At 71.8% G+C, this 15,975-nt stretch carries 11 protein-coding genes; 2 read left to right on the top strand and 9 right to left on the bottom strand.

Features of this window, described 5'->3' with window-relative positions; genetic code table 11:
- Window positions 1-121 precede the first annotated feature (121 nt).
- The 8 genes from C593_RS0117910 to C593_RS0117875 form a co-directional block, all read right to left on the bottom strand.
- The gene (locus C593_RS0117910) at window positions 122-838 is read right to left on the bottom strand and encodes an ABC transporter ATP-binding protein (protein WP_018848682.1); all 717 of its coding nucleotides are present in this window, start codon (window positions 836-838) and stop codon (window positions 122-124) included.
- On the bottom strand, window positions 835-1,890 hold the full coding sequence (locus C593_RS0117905) for an ABC transporter ATP-binding protein (RefSeq protein WP_018848681.1): 1,056 nt from the start codon (window positions 1,888-1,890) through the stop codon (window positions 835-837). Before C593_RS0117905 ends, C593_RS0117910 begins: the two co-directional genes overlap by 4 nt.
- Before the next feature lie 3 nt (window positions 1,891-1,893).
- A complete protein-coding gene (locus tag C593_RS0117900; RefSeq protein ID WP_018848680.1) occupies window positions 1,894-3,738 on the bottom strand; it encodes a branched-chain amino acid ABC transporter permease in 1,845 nt (614 codons plus the stop codon).
- Window positions 3,735-4,664, bottom strand: coding sequence for a branched-chain amino acid ABC transporter permease (locus tag C593_RS0117895; protein ID WP_018848679.1), 930 nt, complete (start codon window positions 4,662-4,664; stop codon window positions 3,735-3,737). The genes C593_RS0117900 and C593_RS0117895 overlap by 4 nt, the downstream gene beginning before the upstream one ends.
- A 95-nt stretch (window positions 4,665-4,759) precedes the next feature.
- A complete protein-coding gene (locus C593_RS0117890) occupies window positions 4,760-5,992 on the bottom strand; it encodes a branched-chain amino acid ABC transporter substrate-binding protein (RefSeq protein ID WP_020610346.1) in 1,233 nt (410 codons plus the stop codon).
- Window positions 5,993-6,273: 281 nt separating this feature from the next.
- Window positions 6,274-6,891, bottom strand: a complete 618-nt coding sequence (locus C593_RS0117885) for a hypothetical protein (protein WP_018848677.1) — start codon at window positions 6,889-6,891, stop codon at window positions 6,274-6,276.
- Window positions 6,892-7,175: 284 nt separating this feature from the next.
- Window positions 7,176-7,643: a hotdog fold thioesterase gene (locus C593_RS0117880; RefSeq protein ID WP_018848676.1), complete on the bottom strand. Its 468-nt coding sequence runs from the start codon at window positions 7,641-7,643 to the stop codon at window positions 7,176-7,178.
- Between the two features lie 80 nt (window positions 7,644-7,723).
- On the bottom strand, window positions 7,724-10,003 hold the full coding sequence (locus C593_RS0117875) for an FdhF/YdeP family oxidoreductase (protein ID WP_018848675.1): 2,280 nt from the start codon (window positions 10,001-10,003) through the stop codon (window positions 7,724-7,726).
- Window positions 10,004-10,314: 311 nt separating this feature from the next.
- Between C593_RS0117875 and polA the strand changes: the two genes are divergently transcribed.
- A complete protein-coding gene (gene polA / locus C593_RS0117870) occupies window positions 10,315-12,972 on the top strand; it encodes a DNA polymerase I (RefSeq protein WP_078521652.1) in 2,658 nt (885 codons plus the stop codon).
- On the opposite strand, the gene C593_RS0117865 is transcribed toward polA, so the two are convergent.
- On the bottom strand, window positions 12,885-13,907 hold the full coding sequence (locus C593_RS0117865; protein ID WP_026277803.1) for a DUF4184 family protein: 1,023 nt from the start codon (window positions 13,905-13,907) through the stop codon (window positions 12,885-12,887). The genes polA and C593_RS0117865 overlap by 88 nt on opposite strands.
- A gap of 252 nt (window positions 13,908-14,159) precedes the next feature.
- Here C593_RS0117865 and C593_RS0117860 point away from each other — a divergent pair, with 252 nt between their 5' ends.
- The gene (locus C593_RS0117860) at window positions 14,160-15,920 is read left to right on the top strand and encodes a lytic transglycosylase domain-containing protein (protein ID WP_037746195.1); all 1,761 of its coding nucleotides are present in this window, start codon (window positions 14,160-14,162) and stop codon (window positions 15,918-15,920) included.
- The last annotated feature ends 55 nt before the right edge of the window (window positions 15,921-15,975 follow it).

The following is a 15,975-nucleotide window of genomic DNA, read 5'->3' as shown; positions in this document are numbered from 1 at the left end:
CATGCGGCAGGCCACGCACAGCACCACAGAACGCACGGCACGCACGGACGAGGGTCCGCGCCCCGGTCTCCCCGGGCGCGGACCCTCGTCGTCGTGCGTGGCGCCTCGCGGCGGCCCGGCGTCAGTCCTCGCCGAGGTACGCCTTGCGGACCGAGTCGTCGTGCAGCAGGTCTTCCCCGGTGCCGGAGAGGACGATGCTGCCGACCTCCATCACATGCGCGTGGTTGGCGAGCGAGAGGGCGGCCTGCGCGTTCTGCTCGACGAGCAGGATCGTGGTGCCCTGCTCGCGCAGTTCCTTGATGGTCGCCATGATCTTCTGCATCATGATCGGCGAGAGGCCCATGGAGGGCTCGTCGAGCATGAGCAGCTTCGGCTGGGACATCAGCGCCCGCCCCATGGCGAGCATCTGCTGCTCGCCGCCGGAGAGGGTGCCCGCGGCCTGCTTGCGGCGCTCTCCCAGGATGGGGAAGAGGTCGTAGGCGCGCTGGATGTCCTTGCCGATGCCCGCGGCGTCCTTGCGGAGGAACGCGCCGAGGCGCAGGTTGTCCTCGATGGACATGCGCGGGAAGATGTGCCGGCCCTCGGGGGAGTGGGCGAGTCCCAGGGACACGACCTGGTGGGCCGGGACCTTGCGCAGGGACTTGCCGTTGAACTTGATCTGGCCGGCGAGCGGCTTGATCAGTCCGGAGAGGGTGCGCAGCGTCGTCGTCTTGCCGGCGCCGTTGGTGCCGATGAGGGTGACGACCTCGCCGGCCTCGACCTTGAACGAGATTCCCTTGACGGCCTCGATCTTGCCGTAGGCGACGCGCAGGTCCTCGACTTCGAGAAGTGCGGTCATCGGTCGTTCTCCTTGGTGGTGCTGCTCTCGCCGGGGGTGGCGGGGGCGTCGGTGCCGGAGTCCGCCGGGGCGGGGCGGTCGGTGTCGTCCGCGTCGGCGCCGGCGGCGTCGGGGGCCTCCGTGTCCGGGGCGCCGGCCTCGGGGGTCGTCGGCGCGGCGGCGTCCGCGGTGGGTGTCGCGGCAGACGCGGCGTGGGCCTCGGCGGCCTCGACCTCGGCGACCTCCGCCGCGCCCGGGTCGCCCTCGAAGGGCTCGCCGAGGTAGGCGGCGACCACGCGCTCGTCGCCCTGGACCTCGGCGGCGGTGCCCTCGACCAGCTTCTCGCCCTGGACCAGGCAGGCCACCCGGTCGCAGAGGTTGAAGATGAAGCGCATGTCGTGCTCGATGACGAGGACGGCGATGCCCCTGTCGCGGATGGCGAAGATGAGTTCCTCGGCCGCGCGGGTCTCCTGCGGGTTCATACCGGCGGTGGGCTCGTCCAGCAGGAGGAGGCCGGGCTCGCTGGCGAGCGCGCGGGCGATCTCCAGCTTGCGCTGCTCGCCGTAGGGGAGGTTGCGGGAGAGGTGCTCGGCCTTGTGGTCGAGGCCGACGAACTCCAGCAGTTCCATGGCCCGGGCCTTGGACGCGGCCTCGGCGCGGTGGAAGCCGGGGCCGCGCAGCAGGGCGGACCAGAGGCCCTCCCGGGTGCGGGTGTGGCGTCCGACGAGGACGTTCTCCAGGACGGTCATGTTGGCGAAGAGCCGGATGTTCTGGAAGGTGCGGGCGATGCCGGCCGCCGTGACCTTGAAGGACTTGGCGGGCAGCACGGTGCCCTTGTAGCGGACCTCGCCCTCGGTGGGGATGTAGAGGCCGGTGAGGCAGTTGAAGAAGGTCGTCTTGCCGGCGCCGTTGGGGCCGATCAGGCCGACGATCTCACCGGAGTTGACGGTGAGGTCGACGGACCGGACGGCGGTGAGGCCGCCGAACCGCATGGTGACGCCGCGGGCGTCGAGGACGGTCTCGCCGGGTGCGGTGACGGCTCCTGCCTCGGCGGTGGTGGTGTCGGTGGTCATCGGTCAGGCCCCTGCCTTGGTGGGAGTGGCGGGCGCTTCGTCCTTCTCGTGGAACTCGAGCTGCCGGCGGCGGTTGGGGATGAGGCCCTCGGGGCGGAAGCGCATCAGCAGCACCAGGGCGAGCCCGAAGGCGAAGAGCTGGTAGTCGCTCATGAACTGGAGCTTGGCCGGGATCAGGAAGAGGAGCGCTCCGCCGACGAGCGGGCCGCTGATGGTGCCCATGCCGCCGAGGACGACCGCCGCGAGGAGGAAGGCCGAGTTGGGCGGGACGACGTGGGCGAACTGGTACTGCTCCGGCGTCACGGTGTAGGTGACGTGGGCCTGGACGGCACCGGCGAGGCCGGCGAGGCAGGCACCGAGGGCGAAGGCGATCAGCTTGGTGCGGAAGCCGTTGATGCCCATGGCCTCGGCGGCGGTCTCGTCCTCGCGGATGGCGACCCAGGCGCGGCCGATGCGGGACTCGGCGCTGCGCCGGAAGACCACGACCACGATCAGGGTGACCAGCAGCATCAGGAAGAAGTAGTTCGCGAAGCGGCCGATGGCGAAGCCGGCGATGGTGTGCGTCGCGCCGAAGTCGAAGCCGAACATGTTGAGGTTCGGGATCGAGGAGATGCCGTTGGAGCCGTTGGTGATGTCGGGTCCGGAGGTGCCGTCGAGGTTGAGGACGGCGATGCGGAAGATCTCACCGAAGCCCAGGGTCACGATGGCGAGGTAGTCGCCGCGCAGGCGGAGCGTGGGTGCGCCGATGAGCACACCGAAGATCATCGAGGCGGCGGCGCCGACCAGGATCGCCTGCCAGAAGGGCAGGTGGATGCCGAAGGGGGACGACGGGGAGCCGGAGACCAGGGCGGCGGCGTAGGCGCCGACGCCGAGGAAGGCGACGTATCCGAGGTCGAGGAGGCCGGCGAGGCCGACGACGATGTTGAGGCCCAGGGCGACGGTGGCGAAGATCAGGATGTTGACGCCGATGGTCGCGTACTGGTCGTCGGACTGGGTGAACGGGAATGCTGCGGCGGCGACGAAGGCGCCGACGAGGGTGACGTTGCGGTGGCGCGCGGTCAGTGTGGAGACCCGTGCGATGAGTCCGGCCTTCTGGATCGCCGCGAAGCCGAAGCCGGCGGTGATCAGGAAGCCGATGAACAGCTCGTCGTACTCGGTGGTGATGCCGTAGGTGAAGACGATCAGGCCGAGGGCGAGGACCGCGGCGACGATCAGGATCTCGGCGTACGAGGGGAGGGTCTTCGCGGGCCGGGCGGTGCCGGTGGCGAAGGCGCCCTTGTAGACGGTCCAGTAGTTGCCGAGTTCGTGCTTGACCTGATCGAAGGTGCTGTCCTCGGGGTCGGCCGGGGTGGTGGCGGGCCGCTCGTAGGGCAGGGAGCGGGCGCCGATCCAGCCGACGAGGGTGGCCACCAGGGCGACGTACGCGCCGGGTTCGAGGTTGACGAAGCCGCCGAGCTGGACGCTGATGGCGATCATCGTGAACCAGGCGGTGGCCAGGCCCGCGTAGGCGGAGAGCCGGATCGCGGCGTCGGCCCCCTGCGGGGTGAGCCAGCCCAGGCCCTTGACCCCGTAGGAGGAGAGGCCGAAGAGGGTCAGCAGCGCGCCGCTGACCAGGACGAGCCACTGGAGGCCGCCGGGGTAGCCGTAGACCGTGAGGTTGCCGGGGAAGGCGGCGGTCCAGGTCCAGGCGAGGAAGGCGGAGACGACGGTGAGCGCGCCGCCGGCCGTGGCGGTCGCCCGCGCGAGGTGCGGGGGCAGGCCGAGGGGGCCGCCGCCGGTGGCCGCGGGGGCGGCCTTGGCGGGGGCGGTGTCCTTGGTGGTGGTCTGTGCAGTGGTCATCGTGGTCACGCCCTGTCCGCGACGCGCTCGCCCAGGATGCCCTGGGGCCGGAAGAGGAGCACGAGGATGAGGAGTACGAACGCCCAGGCGTTGGCCCAGGACTGGCCGCCGAGCTGCTCGAGGCCGGGGATCTCGGAGACGTAGGCCGCGGCCATGGTCTCGGCGACGCCGAGGGTCAGACCGCCGATCATGGCGCCGTAGATGTTGCCGATGCCGCCGAGGACGGCCGCGGTGAACGCCTTGAGTCCGAGGAGGAAGCCCATGCGGAACTGGACCTCGCCGTACTTGAGGCCGTAGGCGACGGCGCCGATGGCGGCGAAGGCGGCGCCGAGGGCGAACGCGACCACGATGATGCGGTCGGTGTTGACGCCCATGAGCTTGGCGGTGTCCGGGTCCTGCGCGGTGGCCTGCATGCCGCGGCCGGTGCGGGTCTTCATGACGAAGTAGCCGAGGAAGGCCATCGACAGGGGGGCGGCGATGAGCAGGAAGACGTCACCGGTCTGGATGGTGACGGGGCCGAGCTCGAAGGGGCCGCCGGGGATCTCGGGGAAGGTGCGGGCGGACTTGGCGCCCGGGTACCAGGCCCACACGGCCTGCTGGAGGGCGAGTGACAGGCCGATGGCGGTGATGAGCGGGGCGAGTCGTGGCCCGCCGCGCAGTGGCCGGTAGGCGAATCGTTCCGCTCCGACCGCGATGGTGGTGGCGACGACGATCGCGCCGACGATCATGAGGGGCAGTGCGAGCAGCACGCTGGTGCCGCTGGGAAGTATGAGCCAGACCGTGAGGGCCCCGAAGCCGCCGGTCATGAAGATCTCGCCGTGGGCGAAGTTGATGAGCTGGACGATGCCGTAGACCATCGTGTAGCCAATGGCGACCAGCCCGTACATCGATCCGAGTAGCAGGCCGTTGACCAGCTGTTGCGGCAGTTCGTTCACCGCAGGTCCTCCGTGTCTTTCGCCGGATATGAGGACGCGCGGGGCGCCTGGTGCGGCACCCCGCGCGGCCGGTGGGTGTGAGGCTGTGGCTGGGATCAGCCGGTGAAGGTACCCGACTTGACCGGGGCCCAGTTGCCGTCCTTGTACTGGTAGACGGTGAGCTGCTTGTTGGTGGTGTCACCGAACTCGTCGAAGGAGACCTTGCCGGTCACGCCCTCGAAGTCGACCTTGCCGACGGCCTCGGCGACCTTGGCGCGGGCGTCGCTCGGGAGCTTGCCGTCGTTCGCCTCGACGACCGCCTTGACGGCCTCGATGATCGACCAGGCGGCGTCGTAGGAGTAGCCGCCGTACGCCTCGAAGGGCTCCTTGTAGCCGCCCTTCTCGTAGTTGGCGACGAACTCCTTGGCGGAGGGCAGGGTGTCGATCGGCGCGCCCACGGAGGTGGCGAGGTCGCCGACGCCCTCGGCGCCCGAGAGCTTGATGTACTCACCGCTGTAGATGCCGTCGCCGCCGGCCAGCGGGATCTTGGCGCCGGCCTTCTTGATCTGCTTGCTGAGCGGGCCGGCCGCCGGGTACTCGCCGCCGTAGTAGACGACGTCCGCGCCGGAGCTCTTGACCTTGGTGGCGACCGAGGAGAAGTCCTTGGTCTCGGGGTCGATGTGGTCGGTGCCGACGACCTTGCCGCCGAGCTTCTCGAACTCGGCCTTGAAGGTGGCGGCCAGACCGGCGCCGTAGGTCTTCTTGTCGTCGATGACGTAGACCTTCTTCTTCTTGGCGTCGTTGAAGAGGTACTGCGCCGCGAAGGGGCCCTGGACCGCGTCCGTGGTGGAGGTGCGGAAGTAGGAGGCGAACGGACGGGCCTTGGTGCCGCCGTTCCAGTCCTGGCCCTGGGTCAGCGAGGGCGAGGTGTTGGCCGGGGAGACCTGGACGAGCTTGGCGTCGGCCAGGACCTTCTGCATGGACTCGCCGACGGAGGAGTTCAGCGGGCCGACGACGCCGAGGGCGTCCTTGTTGGCGACGAGCTTGCTCGCGTTCTGCTGCCCGGAGGACGGCTGGGCCTGGTCGTCCAGGGCCTCGATCTTGAAGGTCACGCCGGGGACGTACTTCTTGGCGTTGGCCTGCTTGACGGCGAGGTCCACGGAGTTCTTGATGCCGAGGCCGAGCGCGGAGAGGTCACCGGTCAGCGGCGCGTCCACGCCGATGACGACCGTGGCTCCGCTGCTGCCCTCGGAGGCGTTGTTGCTGTCGTCGCGGGATCCGCAGGCGGTAAGCGTGAGGGCTCCCGCAGCGAGCGCAGCCGTGACGGCTATGAGCGAACGTTGACGCACGATCAGTCCTTTCACCAGGCACGGGCAGTCCCCTCATGGGACGCACCGAGTCGAGCGCGGGAAACCGAGGTAATCGGGTGGCGCGGTGACTGCCGGTGACTTTAAGCGCGGCAGTGGCATACGGAGGAGGTCTCTGGCCACAGCGTGACGCTCTTGTTATGCCGCGTGGTCACGGATAGCGGAGTTTCGCGGGTGGAACAGCCTATTTCCAGCTGTTTCGCCGTGTCCGCATGCTGAGAATGTGCAGGACTCTCGGCCCTTTTGGTCCTGACGTGTGAATCCTAGCGGCATGCGGTGCCAAGGGCCTTTCCCAGGTCGCCGGCATAGCGATCTCCCAGGATGTAGCTCTGTTTCTGTATTGCGCGCGCGTTGCGCAATGTGACGTCGAGGAATGGGAGGCTGGCATTCCGTGCCACTTTCGAACAATCGGACACATGGATGCTGACGAGTACGTTGCGCGGCTTTTCGGTACGTACGGTGACCGGCCCGGCGGGTGAGGTGGTCACCCGCAGGGCCGCCGAGGTCTGCTCGATCCGCTCCACGGTGACGGGCGGGCCGGTCCGGACGGTGACGCCGACCAGGAAGGTGAAGGCGGGCGCGGCCGTGCCGGGCTCCGGTGCGGGCGTCCGCGGTGCGGGCCCGGTGTAGGAGACGGTGGCGGCCTGGGCGGGCCACGGCACGGGCTCGGGCGGGGGCGGCTCGGGGCGGCCGGTCCACCACACGGCGGTGCCGGCCGCGACGGCGAGGGCGCATGCGGCGGCGAGGAGGGCCCGGCGGCGGGACGGGGGCAGTGCCGCGAGCCGGGCGGCGAGGGGGTGGCGGGCCCGGACGCCGGAGGACGCGGCCGGGTCGGCCGCGAAGGTATTCTCACCCGGCTCGACCGGGCCGATGGAGGTCATACCGGCCGGCCGGGTGCCGTACGGGGCCGGGCGGGGCCCGGCGCGAACCGAAGGGACGTCAACCGCCTTGGCGAGGGCGGCGGTTGGGGGGAACTGCGACGGGGCGCGGTGCCCGTGGACGGTGCCCGTCGTCTCCTCATGCGGGCACGCTAGACGCTCGCCGGCGGGACCGGCAACGGCCCCGGCCGACACCGTGCCGGGGCCGCGGGGGAGCCGGGGCCGTGGACGCTGCGGGGTCGTGGGGCCGTGGGGCCGTGGGGGAGCAGCGGGGCCGCGGGGGCGGGTCAGCCCGTCGGACCCCCGGCGTTCCGGAGCAGGCAGGTGAGGCGGGCGGTGCAGACCCGCCGGTCCTGCTCGTCGCTGATGACGATCTCGTACGTGGCGGTGGACCGGCCGCGGTGGACCGGGGTGGCGACACCCGTGACCAGGCCGGAGCGCAGCCCCCGGTGGTGGGTGCAGTTGAGGTCGACCCCGACGGCGATCTTGGACGCGCCTCCGTGCAGCATCGAGCCCACCGAGCCGAGGGTCTCGGCGAGGACGGCGGACGCCCCGCCGTGCAGCAGCCCGTACGGCTGGGTGTTCCCCTCCACGGGCATGGTGCCGACGACCCGGTCCGCCGCCGCCTCCAGGATGCGCACGCCCATCCGCTCGCCGAGGTGCCCGGCGGAGAAGAGGGCGGGGAGGTCGACACCGAGTGCCGCGTACTCGTCGATGACCTCCTGCGGGAACTTCACGGTGGACTGCTCGCCCATGGACCTGCTCCGATCGTCGTACGGCTGTGTCCCGTCGGTGCGCCCGGCCTCCCGGGCACGCCATCTGCCTGAGCGAACGCTTAGGCGGACGGTGATTGTTCCAGACGCACGACGACGGACTTGCTCGCGGGGGTGTTGCTGGTGTCGGCGGTCGAGTCGAGCGGCACCAGGACGTTGGTCTCGGGGTAGTAGGCGGCGGCGCAGCCGCGCGCGGTCGGGTAGTGGACCACCCGGAAACCGGGGGCGCGGCGCTCGACGCCGTCGTGCCACTCGCCGACCAGGTCCGCGTAGGCGCCGTCCTCGAACCCCAGGGCGCGGGCGTCCTCCGGGTGGACGAGGACGACCCGGCGCCCGCCCCGGATGCCCCGGTAGCGGTCGTCGAGCCCGTAGACCGTGGTGTTGTACTGGTCGTGGGAGCGCAGGGTCTGGAGCAGCAGCCGGCCCTCGGGCACCTTCGGGTACTCGACGGGGGCGGCCGTGAAGTTGGCCTTCCCCGTGGCGGTGGGGAAGCGGCGCTCGTCGCGCGGGGCGTGCGGGAGGGTGAAGCCGCCCGGGCGGGCGATCTTCGCGTTGAAGTCCTCGAAGCCGGGCACCACGCGGGCGATCCGGTCCCGGATCGTCGCGTAGTCCTTCTCGAACTCCTCCCAGGGGGTGGCCGAGGCCGGGCCGAGGACCGCGCGGGCCAGCCGGGCCACGATCGCGGGCTCGGAGAGCAACTGGCCGCTCGCGGGCGTGAGGTTGCCGCGGGAGGCGTGGACCATGCCCATCGAGTCCTCGACGGTGACCACCTGCCGCCCGCCCGCCTGGACGTCCTTGTCGGTCCGGCCCAGCGTCGGCAGGATCAGCGCCTGCCGGCCGGTGACCGCGTGGGAGCGGTTGAGCTTGGTGGAGACGTGCACGGTGAGACGGGCGCGGCGGACCGCGGCCTCGGTGACGGTGGTGTCGGGGGTGGCGCACACGAAGTTGCCGCCCATGGCGAAGAGGACCTTGGCCCGCCCGTCGCGCAGCGCCTCGATCGAGCGGACCACGTCGAGGCCGTGGTGCCGGGGCGGGGCGAAGGCGAACTCCTTCTCCAGGGCGTCCAGGAAGGCGGGGGCCGGGCGTTCGAAGATGCCCATGGTGCGGTCGCCCTGGACGTTGGAGTGGCCCCGGACCGGGCAGACGCCGGCGCCGGGGCGGCCGATGTTCCCTCGCAGCAGCAGGAGGTTGACCACCTCGCGGATGGTGGGCACCGCGTGCTTGTGCTGGGTCAGGCCCATCGCCCAGCAGACGATGGTGCGCTCCGAGGCGAGGATCATGGCGAGCGCCCGCTCGATCGCGGCGCGGCCGAGGCCGGTCGCGGCGAGGGTCTCCTCCCAGTCGGCGGCGCGGGCGGCTTCGGCGAACTCCGCGAAGCCGTGGGTGTGTTCGCGCACGAACTCCTCGTCGACAGCGCCCTCGCTCTCCAGCACCAGCTTGTTCAGCAGCCGGAACAGGGCCTGGTCGCCGCCGATGCGGATCTGGAGGAAGAGGTCGTTGAGCGCGGTGCCGGCGAGCATGCCGCGGGGCGTCTGCGGGTTCTTGAAGCGCTCCATGCCCGCTTCGGGGAGCGGGTTGACCGAGATGATCCGGGCGCCGGCGGTCTTCGCCTTCTCCAGGGCGGAGAGCATCCGGGGGTGGTTGGTGCCCGGGTTCTGCCCGGCCACGATGATCAGGTCCGCCCGGTGCAGATCCTCCAGCAGGACGCTGCCCTTGCCGATGCCGATCGTCTCGGTCAGGGCGGAACCGGACGACTCGTGGCACATGTTGGAGCAGTCGGGCAGGTTGTTGGTGCCGAACTCGCGCGCGAAGAGCTGGAGCAGGAAGGCCGCCTCGTTGCTGGTGCGGCCGGAGGTGTAGAAGAGGGCCTCGTCCGGGGAGCCGAGTGCGCCCAGCTCCTCGGCGATGATCGCGAAGGCGCGCTCCCAGCTCACCGGCGCGTAGTGGGTGGCGCCCTCCGCGAGGTGCACGGGGTGCGTGATACGGCCCTGCTGGCCCAGCCAGTACCCGCTGCGCTCGGCCAGGTCGGCGACGGAGTGCGCGGCGAAGAACTCCGGGGTGACCCGGCGCAGGGTGGCCTCCTCGGCGACGGCCTTCGCCCCGTTCTCGCAGAACTCGGCGACATGGCGCTTCTCGCCCTCGGGCCAGGCGCAGCCCGGGCAGTCGAAGCCGTCCTTCTGGTTGACCCGGAGCAGGGTGCGCGCGGTGCGGCCCATGCCCATCTGCTGCCGGCCGATGCGCAGGGTGTGGGCGACGGCGGGCAGCCCGGCGGCGGCGTGCTGCGGGGCCCCGACCCGGGGGGCGTCCTGGACCGGGTCTCCTTCGGGGGGCTTCGTCGCCATCGCGCTCTCCTTCGAGCGTCGTCTCCTGCCTGCTGCCGTGTCCAATCCTTTCACGCCCCACCGACAAGGGACCCGGGCCGGTGCGGACCGGCTCCTGCCGGGCCGGGAGCGGGCTGCGCACCGGCGTGGACCGGCGCGCCTGTGCGACCGGGAACGGGGCGGGTGCGGTGGGGGCGCGGTCGCGTCGCGGTCGGGCGCGGTCGGGCGGGGCCGCCGCCGGGTCGGGATTGTCGGTGGGGCGTGGCAGGATCGGGTCCGTGGCTGAGACGGCATCGAAGAAGACGGCAGACAACCGACCGCGCCTGCTCCTCATGGACGGGCACTCCCTGGCGTACCGGGCGTTCTTCGCGCTCCCCGCGGAGAACTTCACCTCCGCGAGCGGCCAGACGACGAACGCCGTCTACGGCTTCGCGTCGATGCTGGCGAACACGCTGCGCGACGAGGCGCCCACGCACTTCGCCGTGGCCTTCGACGTGTCCCGCAAGACCTGGCGCTCGAACGACTTCCCCGAGTACAAGGCGAACCGCTCCAAGACTCCGGACGAGTTCAAGGGCCAGGTCGAGCTGATCGGCGAACTCCTGGACACGATGAACGCGGTCCGTTTCGCGGTCGACGGCTTCGAGGCCGACGACATCATCGCCACCCTGGCCACCCAGGCCGAGGCGGCCGGCTTCGAGGTGCTGATCGTCACCGGCGACCGGGACTCCTTCCAGCTGGTCAGCGACCACGTCACCGTGCTGTACCCGACCAAGGGCGTTTCCGAGCTGACCCGCTTCACCCCGGCGAAGGTCCAGGAGAAGTACGGGCTCACCCCCGGCCAGTACCCGGACTTCGCCGCGCTGCGCGGCGACCCGTCGGACAACCTCCCCGGCATCCCCGGCGTCGGCGAGAAGACGGCCACCAAGTGGATCAACCAGTTCGGCTCCTTCGCGGAACTGGTCGAGCGGGCGGACGAGGTGAAGGGCAAGGTCGGCCAGGCACTCCGCGACCACCTGGAGTCCGTGAAGCTCAACCGCCACCTCACCGAACTGGTGCGGGACGTCGAACTGGACAAGGCCGTCGCCGACCTGGAGCGCGCCCCCTACGACCGCACCGCCCTCAAGGGCTTCCTGGAGGTCCTGGAGATCCGGAACCCGAGCCTGCGCGAGCGGCTGCTCGCCGTCGACCCGGGGGCCGTGGAGGAGGAGGCGCCCGCCCCGGCCGCCGGCGTGGAGCTGGACGGCACGGTCCTCGGCGCCGGGGAGCTGGGCCCCTGGCTCGCGGAGCACGGCGCCCAGCCGCTCGGCGTGGCCACGGTCGCGAGCTGGGCCCTGGGTGTCGGCAGCGTCAGCGAGATCGCGCTGGCCGCCGCCGGGGGAGCCGCGGCCTGGTTCGACACCACCCAGCTCGACGAGGCGGACGAGCGGGCCTTCGCCGAGTGGATCGCCGACCCGGCCCGGCCCAAGGTCATGCACAACGCCAAGGACGCGCTGCGGGTGTTCCCCGAGCACGGCTGGCGGATCGACGGTGTCACCATGGACACCGCCCTCGCCGCCTACCTGGTCAAGCCGGGCCGCCGCTCCTTCGCGCTGGACGCCCTCTCCGTCGAGTACCTGCACCGCGAGCTGGCGCCCGCGGCGGCGGACGGGCAGCTCGCCTTCGGCGCGGAGGACGAGCAGGCCGAGGCGGACGCCCTGATGGCGCAGGCGCGGGCCGTCCTCGACCTGGGGGAGGCCCTCGGGGAGAAGCTGGGCGAGGTCGGCGCGACCGGGCTCCTGAACGACGTCGAACTGCCCACCTCCGTCCTCCTCGCCCGGATGGAGCGGCACGGCATCGCCGCCGACCGGTCCCACCTGGAGGCGATGGAACAGCAGTTCGCCGGGGCGGTGCAGCAGGCGGTCAAGGAGGCGCACGCCACCGTCGGCCACGAGTTCAACCTCGGCTCGCCCAAGCAGCTCCAGGAGGTCTTCTTCGGGGAGCTGAACCTCCCCAAGACGAAGAAGACCAAGACCGGGTACACGACGGACGCGGACGCCCTCGCCTGGCTCGCCCAGCAGACCGACCACGAGCTGCCGGTCATCATGCTGCGCCACCGCGAGCAGGCCCGGCTGCGGTCCACCGTCGAGGGCCTGATCAAGACGATCGCGGCGGACGGACGCATCCACACCACCTTCAGCCAGACCGTCGCCGCCACCGGACGGCTCTCCTCCACCGAGCCCAACCTGCAGAACGTGCCGGTCCGCACCGACGAGGGCCGGGCGATCCGCCGAGGGTTCGTCGTCGGCGAGGGCTTCGAGTCCCTGATGACCGCCGACTACAGCCAGATCGAACTGCGGGTGATGGCCCACCTCTCGGAGGACGAGGGCCTGATCGAGGCGTTCACCTCCGGCGAGGACCTCCACACCACCGTCGCCTCCCAGGTGTTCGCCGTGGACCGCTCGGCGGTCGACGCGGAGATGCGCCGCAAGATCAAGGCCATGTCCTACGGACTGGCGTACGGGCTCTCCGCCTTCGGTCTCTCCCAGCAGCTCGGTATCGAACCGGCCGAGGCCCGGGTCCTGATGGACACCTACTTCGAGCGGTTCGGCGGGGTGCGCGACTATCTGCGGCGGGTCGTCGACGAGGCCCGGGCGACGGGGTACACGGCGACCATGCTGGGACGCCGCCGGTATCTGCCCGACCTCAACAGCGACAACCGCCAGCGGCGCGAGGCCGCCGAGCGGATGGCGCTCAACGCGCCGATCCAGGGCACGGCGGCGGACATCGTGAAGGTCGCCATGCTGAACGTGGACCGGGCGCTGACCGAGGCGAAGCTCACCTCCCGGCTGCTCCTCCAGGTCCACGACGAAATCGTGCTGGAGATCTCCCCGGGCGAGCGCGAGCAGGTGGAGGAACTGGTCCGTCAGGAGATGTCGTCCGCGGTGACGCTCCGCGCGCCGCTCGACGTCTCGGTCGGCGTCGGCACGGACTGGGAGTCGGCCGCGCACTGAGGCGCGGGGGCGCCCTCGGCGTCCGGTGACGGGGGCGGGGACGGCGCCGGGAAAGTGGCGGTCCCCGTCCCTGCTTGCGCCCCTGCCTTCGTTGCCGTCCCGGTCTCGGCCGCGCCGCACGACCCCGCGCCTGCCTTCGTCGTCCCCGCCGCGAACCCGGACCGGGCCGCGGCGCCGTACAGCACCAGCCCCGCCGCCAGACCGGCCCCGGCCCCGAAGCAGAGGGTGGGGATGATGTCGAGCGGGTTCCCGACGACGTTGCCGTGCGTGAGCCAGGTGACGCAGCGGTGCACGGCGCCGACAGCGGTGGCCGTGCCGAGGAACGCCACGGCCGCCCGCCGCCGCGAACGCCCCGCCCTCATGACCGGCACGGGCTCCGCCCGGCGCACCGCCGAGACCGCCCACCACGCCAGAACCGCCAGCGCGACCGCCGAACTCCCGTACTGCGTGTACGTGTAGAGCGGAAAGCCGCCGATCGCCTCGCCCAGGACGGGGAACAGCCGCACGCCCCACCGGTCGGCGTGGGTGAACGCGTCCCACACCACATGGGTCGCGGCGCCCAGGGCCGCCGACAGCCAGAACCGCCACACGAACGCCCACGGCCCCCGCCGGCGCCACCCGCCGTCGCCGCGCAGCACGGGGTGCGTCCGGGCGCGCACCGTGGCCGGCAGCAGTGCCACCAGCGGGTCGCGCACCACCAGCCAGAGCAGCAGCAGGAGCCCCGCCACGGCAGCGTCGACCGTCAGCACGCCCGGCAGACCGTGGGTCACCTCGCCGAACTCCATGGCGGCCGGGGCGACGCTCGCGGCGAAGTAGGTCATGTCCGGGGCGACGGAGCCCAGGACCAGCCCGGAGGCGAGCAGCGGACCGCGTGCCGAGCCGTCACCGCGGAGCGCGGGCAGCACCGCCGCGGCATGGCTCAGCGTGAACGGCATGGTGGGTGCCCCCGTGGCGCGGCGGTTCGATCAGCGGCGCCCAGTATGCGTGACGCGCGCTCGGACGACGCGAACGGGACAGCCGGATCCGCGAACCGGACAGCGGACCGCACGGCACCGACGACCGGTTGGTGGCGAAGTGGTGAATACCGGTCAGGGGCCGGTGCCACGGCCGGGGCCGGTGCACTAGGGTCACGAGCAGATCTCGCGCTGGGGAGCGCGAAGGGGTGTCGACGGGGAGGGACCGGACAAATGGCAGCTCAATTCGGCCGCCGACTGCGCAAGGGGGCGACGACCACGGCGGTGGCCGCGGCCGCGGTGGCCGCTCTCTCCGCTTCCCAGGCACCGGGCGTGACCCCGGCCACCGCGGGCGGCGGGGGCCAGGAGGCGGCCGACGCCACACCCCCGCCCGGTACGCCCGTGACGGGCAACTCCCCGTACTACACCGACCTTCCACCGCTCAACACTCCCAACAATCTGGACCTCGCGACCGGGAAGCCGGTCACCGGTGCAGGAGAAGCGGGTATACCCGCGACCGTCCTCGCCGCCTACAAGCAGGCCGAGAGCACGGTCGCCGAGACCGACCCCGCCTGCCGTCTTCCCTGGCAACTCCTCGCCGCCATCGGCAAGGTGGAGTCCGGCCAGGCCCGCGGCGGACGCGTCGACGCGAACGGCACCACCTCCTCCCCGATCCTGGGCCCGGTCCTCAACGGCGTGGGCTTCGCGAACATCCCGGACACCGACGGCGGCCAGTACGACGGCGACACGGTCCACGACCGCGCCGTCGGTCCCATGCAGTTCATCCCCTCCACCTGGGCGACCTGGGGCCAGGACGCCAACGGCGACGGCCGCAAGGACCCGAACAACATCTATGACGCGGCCCTCGCCGCCGGCCGCTACCTCTGCCACGGCGACCGGGACCTGACCATCCAGTCCGACCTGGACCGGGCGGTTCTCGGCTACAACCACTCCCGTGAGTACCTGCGCACCGTGATGTCCTGGTTCGAGTACTACCAGCGCGGCACGCACGAGGTCCCCGACGGCACGGGTGCGCTCCCCGTGGGCAACGGCCCCGACAGCGCGACGCGTCCGACGCCCGTGCCCAGCCCGGACAGCCCCGGCCCCAAGCCCTCCCCGTCCCCCTCGAAGCCGGGCGGCAAGCCCTCCCCCTCGCCGTCCCCGTCGAAGCCCGGCGAGGGCTCGGGCGGCGACTCCGGCGACTCCGGTGACTCCGGTGACCCGAAGCCGACCCCGTCCCCGGTCGTCGTGGACACGGTGGAGAACGCCGGCACCGGCCGGATGACCGCCACGGCGGGCCAAAACTTCGCGGTCCGGGCCAAGGTCCGGGTCAAGGACTCCGAGGGCGAGCCTGTCGCCCGGCAGAAGGTCCGCTTCAGCGTCATCGGCGACACCGACTCCCGCTTCCCCGAAGGCGCCTCCAGCGTGGTCCTGCTGACTGACGCGGACGGCACCGTCACCGCCCCCGCGCTGCGCGCCGGCGAGAAGACGGGCACCTTCGTGGTCCGTGCCGCCCTCGACGGCACCAAGCACAAGCCCGTCGACCTCGTCGCCACCGTCACCGAGCGGATGGCCGACAAGCTCACCGCCGAGCTGACGGAACTGACGGCCGCCCCCGAGACGGCTTTCGCCGACAGGCTGGTCGTCGCCGCCACAAGCAAGGGCGCCGCGGCCGCCGGTGTCACGGTCACCGCGACCGTGACCGCCGAAGGCGGTCAGGCCCCGGGCGACCAGGGCCCCTACTTCAAGGACGACTCCGGCGAGCCCGTCCGCACCCTCACCGGCCTCCCGGTCGGCGAGGACGGCCGGCTGACCCTGCCCGAGCTGTTCGCCGACGGCACCGAGGGCACCTTCACGCTCCACCTGACCACGAAGGGCGCCGCCACCCTCACGGTCGTCCTCACCGTCAAGGCCCCGGCCGAACCCACCCCGGACCCTGGCACCACCCCCTCGCCGGCACCGTCCCCCTCTCCCTCGGAACCGCCCGCCAACTGACCGCCACCCGCCACCCGCTCCTGCGCCCGCCACCCGCCGGCCGCCTGTGCGCGGC

It is taken from the genome of Streptomyces sp. CNT372 (assembly GCF_000377145.1).
Note: the sequence above shows the minus strand (reverse complement) of the source record. Positions and strands in the feature narration are given on the sequence as shown.